Here is a 3,525-nt window from a genome sequence, read left to right as displayed (position 1 = left end):
GTCCACGAGGACCCGCACGCCACCACCCCCGACACCGGCGCCGAAGACGCCGCCGCCCACCCCCAGGGGGGAGGCTTCGGCACGCGCGCCGTGCACGCGGGCCAGCACCTGGACGAGGTGTTCGGCGCCGTCGTCCCGCCGATCCACCTCTCGAGCACCTACGCGCCCACGGCCGTCGGCGAGCTGCGGCGCGGCTACGACTACGGCCGCGGCACCAACCCCACCCGGGACGCGCTGCAGGAGCAGCTGGCCGCGCTCGAGGCCGGCGTCGACGAGTCCGGCGCCCCCCGGGCCACCGGCCTCACGTTCGCCTCCGGCCTGGCCGCGGAGACCGCGCTGATCATGGGCGCGGGCCGGCCGGGCATGACGATCGTGCTCGGCAACGACGTGTACGGCGGCTCCTACCGCCTCATCTCCCGCGTGCTCGCCCCGTGGGGCGTGGAGCACGTCGTCGTGGACATGGGGGACGCCGAGCAGGTCGCCGCCGCCGTCGAGCGCGCCGCCGCCACGGGGCCGGTCATGGTGTGGCTGGAGACCCCGTCCAACCCGATGATGAAGATCTCCGACGTCGCCGCGGTCGCGGAGGCGGCCCACGCGCACGGCGCCCTGCTCGTGGTGGACAACACCTTCGCGACGCCGTACCTGCAGTCCCCGATCGCCCTCGGCGCGGACGTGGTGGTGCACTCCACCACGAAGTACATCGGCGGCCACTCGGACGTGATCGGCGGGGCGCTCGTGATCCCGGACGCCGCACTCGCCGAACAGGTGAAGTTCCAGCAGTTCGCGGCGGGGGCCGTGAACGGGCCCATGGACGCGTACCTGACCACGCGCGGCCTCAAGACGCTCGGGGTGCGCATGGACCGCCACCAGGCCAACGCCCAGGCCGTCGCCGAGTGGCTCACCGGCCGCGCCGAGGTCTCCCAGGTGCTGTACCCGGGGCTGCCGGACCACCCCGGCCATGAGCTCGCACAGCGGCAGATGCGCGGTTTCGGCGGCATGGTCTCGCTGCGCCTGTCCGGCGGCGCCGCGGCGGCCCGCCGCGTGGCCGAGTCGACCCGCCTGTTCCAGCTCGCCGAGTCCCTGGGCGGCATCGAGTCGCTGATGAACTACCCGGCGGAGATGACCCACGCGTCCGTGGCCGGCACGGAGCTGGCCGTGCCGGACGACCTGCTGCGCCTGTCGGTGGGCATCGAGGACGCCGAGGACCTCGTGGCGGACCTGGAGCGGGCTCTGGGCAGCCTCTGACCCGCCGACGTCCGCCAGAGGTCTAGCGCACGGGTGGGGAGCACGGGGCGGCGTAGTGTGACGGGCATGACCCTCACCGCCTTCGTCAACGCCCACGTCGTCCCCGTCGCCGCCGAGCCGTTCGACGGCGCCCTGCTCGTCGAGGACGGCCGGATCACCGCGCTCGGCCCCGACGTCCAGGCACCCGACGGCGCCGACGTCGTGGACTGCGAGGGCCGCTGGCTGCTGCCCGGCTTCGTGGACGCGCACGTCCACCTCGGCATGCATGCCGAGGGCGAGGTCGGTGCGACCGCGGACGTCAACGAGATGACGGACCCGGTGATGGCCGGGGTGCGGGCGATCGACGCCGTCGACCCGAACGAGCCGGGCTGGAAGGACGCCCTGGCCGGCGGCGTGACCACCGTGAACGTCAACCCCGGCTCGGGCAACCCGATCGGCGGCCAGGCGGTGGCGCTGCACACCCACGGACGCACCGTGGACGAGATGGTGCTGCGCAGCCCCTCGGGCGTGAAGTCCGCCCTCGGCGAGAACCCCAAGAACGTCTACAAGGAGAAGGGCCGCACCCCGTCCACGCGGCTGGGCACCGCCCTCGTGATCCGCGAGGCGTTCCTGCGGGCGCAGGGCTACATGGCCCGCCGCGCGGAGGCCGAACGCGAGGGCAAGCCCTTCACCCGCGACCCCCACCTCGACGCCCTCGCCCTCGTCCTGGAGCGCACGATCCCCTGGCGCCAGCACTGCCACCGCACCGACGACGTCGCCACCGCCCTGCGCCTGGCCGACGAGTTCGGCTACGACCTCGTCCTGGACCACGGCACCGAGGCGCACCCGCTGGCCGACCAGCTCGCGGCCCGCGGCGTGCCGGTGCTGATCGGCCCGCTGTTCACCACCAAGTCCAAGCCGGAGCTGCGGGGCCGCTCGATGCGCAACCCGGGGCGTCTGGCGCGGGCCGGCGTCGAGATCAGCATCATCACCGACCACCCGGTGGTGCCCATCGACTTCCTCGTCTACCAGGCGGCGCTGTCGGTGAAGGAGGGCCTGGACCGGGAGACCGCCCTGCGCGCCATCACCCTGCATCCCGCGCGCGTGCTCGGGCTGGACGACCGCATCGGCTCCCTCGAGGTGGGCAAGGATGCCGACCTGGTGCTCTGGTCCGGCGACCCGCTCGATGTCATGCAGCGGGCCCTGCGCGTGTGGATCGGCGGCCGTCAGGTCATGGAGTACGACGTCGCCACCGCCCGGCCCGTCGTCGCCTCCGCCCGTCCCGTGGAGGACTGACCGGCGCCGCCGCCCGGCGGCGGGGGCGGGACGCGCGGGCTCAGCGCCGCACGCGCGAGCGCACGGGCGGCAGCCAGACGAGCGCGGCGCCCAGGAGCATCACGATGGCGAGGATGATCAGCAGGCCGTTGGCCCGCAGGAACGCGGGGGCGGCCAGCAGGACGGCGATGAACGTCAGGGTCCCGATCGCCGAACGACGGCGGCGCAGCAGACCGATCCAGCCCCACAGGGACGCCGCGGCCAGCAGGGCGACGGCGGTGCCCATCGTGAACTGCCCCGTCGCGCCGCCCAGCACGCCCACCGACTCCATGCCGGTGAGCGGATCGATGACGGGCTCGCCGTTGTCCTGTGCGCGGGCCCCGTTCCAGATGAATGCGCCCGCGATGCCGACCAGCACCACGGTGACCGCGAGCCAGTAGAGGCGCGCGACCTTCAGGAGCGGGTGGACGAGGCCGGCGTCGGACTCGGCCGCGTCCCGCTCAGCCAGGTCGCGCTCGCGGTCCGCGCGGCGCCGTTCCAGGCGCTCCTCGTCCTCGGCGGTGAGGCGGGCGCGCTCGGCGCGCAGCCGTGCGTCGTCGGCCCGCTGACTCTCCCGGAAGGACTGGGCGGCGCGGCCGGCGGCCCGGCCGAGCCCGCGGGCGAGGGGGCGGTCTTCGCTGTTCTGGGGCACCTGCCGAGCCTATCGCCCCGGCCGGTGAGCGACCGGGGTGTCCGAGGGCACAGCCCGGCCCGGGATCCGGTGGCGTAGACTGGGCGGACCGGATCCGGTCTCTCCCCCTGTGATGAATGAGCGTGGACGCGTGTGCCACGCCGGACTGCAGATGTCTGTGCAGATGTGTGTGCGGGTCACGAACGTCGTGGCCCTCGGGGGCTGCCGGGTGGACGGAATCATCTGACCCAGCTGGCCCCCGCGCCCCACGACGTCGACCCGCGACCGACGTCCTCCGGCGTGCGCCCGCGCATCCCCACAGGAGGACCCATGTCCGACATCCTTGATCCCCAGAC

At 74.1% G+C, this 3,525-nt stretch carries 3 protein-coding genes; 2 read left to right on the top strand and 1 reads right to left on the bottom strand.

Annotated elements, in window-relative coordinates:
- On the top strand, positions 1–1,245 hold a 1,245-nt coding region (locus J1M37_RS00775; RefSeq protein WP_274607180.1), incomplete at its 5' end, for a cystathionine gamma-synthase.
- Between the two features lie 66 nt (positions 1,246–1,311).
- The gene (locus tag J1M37_RS00770) at positions 1,312–2,520 is read left to right on the top strand and encodes an amidohydrolase (protein WP_206451956.1); all 1,209 of its coding nucleotides are present in this window, start codon (positions 1,312–1,314) and stop codon (positions 2,518–2,520) included.
- A gap of 40 nt (positions 2,521–2,560) precedes the next feature.
- On the opposite strand, the gene J1M37_RS00765 is transcribed toward J1M37_RS00770, so the two are convergent.
- The gene (locus tag J1M37_RS00765; RefSeq protein WP_206451955.1) at positions 2,561–3,190 is read right to left on the bottom strand and encodes a hypothetical protein; all 630 of its coding nucleotides are present in this window, start codon (positions 3,188–3,190) and stop codon (positions 2,561–2,563) included.
- Positions 3,191–3,525 lie beyond the last annotated feature (335 nt).

It is taken from the genome of Micrococcus sp. KRD012, from assembly GCF_017168555.1.
GTDB lineage: Bacteria > Actinomycetota > Actinomycetes > Actinomycetales > Micrococcaceae > Micrococcus > Micrococcus luteus.
This window is presented reverse-complemented; position numbering and strand designations above follow the sequence as displayed.

Excerpts from the sequence above, each read along its gene's own strand:
- J1M37_RS00770 (WP_206451956.1), top strand. The coding sequence starts at position 1,312 with ATGACCCTCACCGCCTTCGTCAACGCCCACGTCGTCCCCGTCGCCGCC.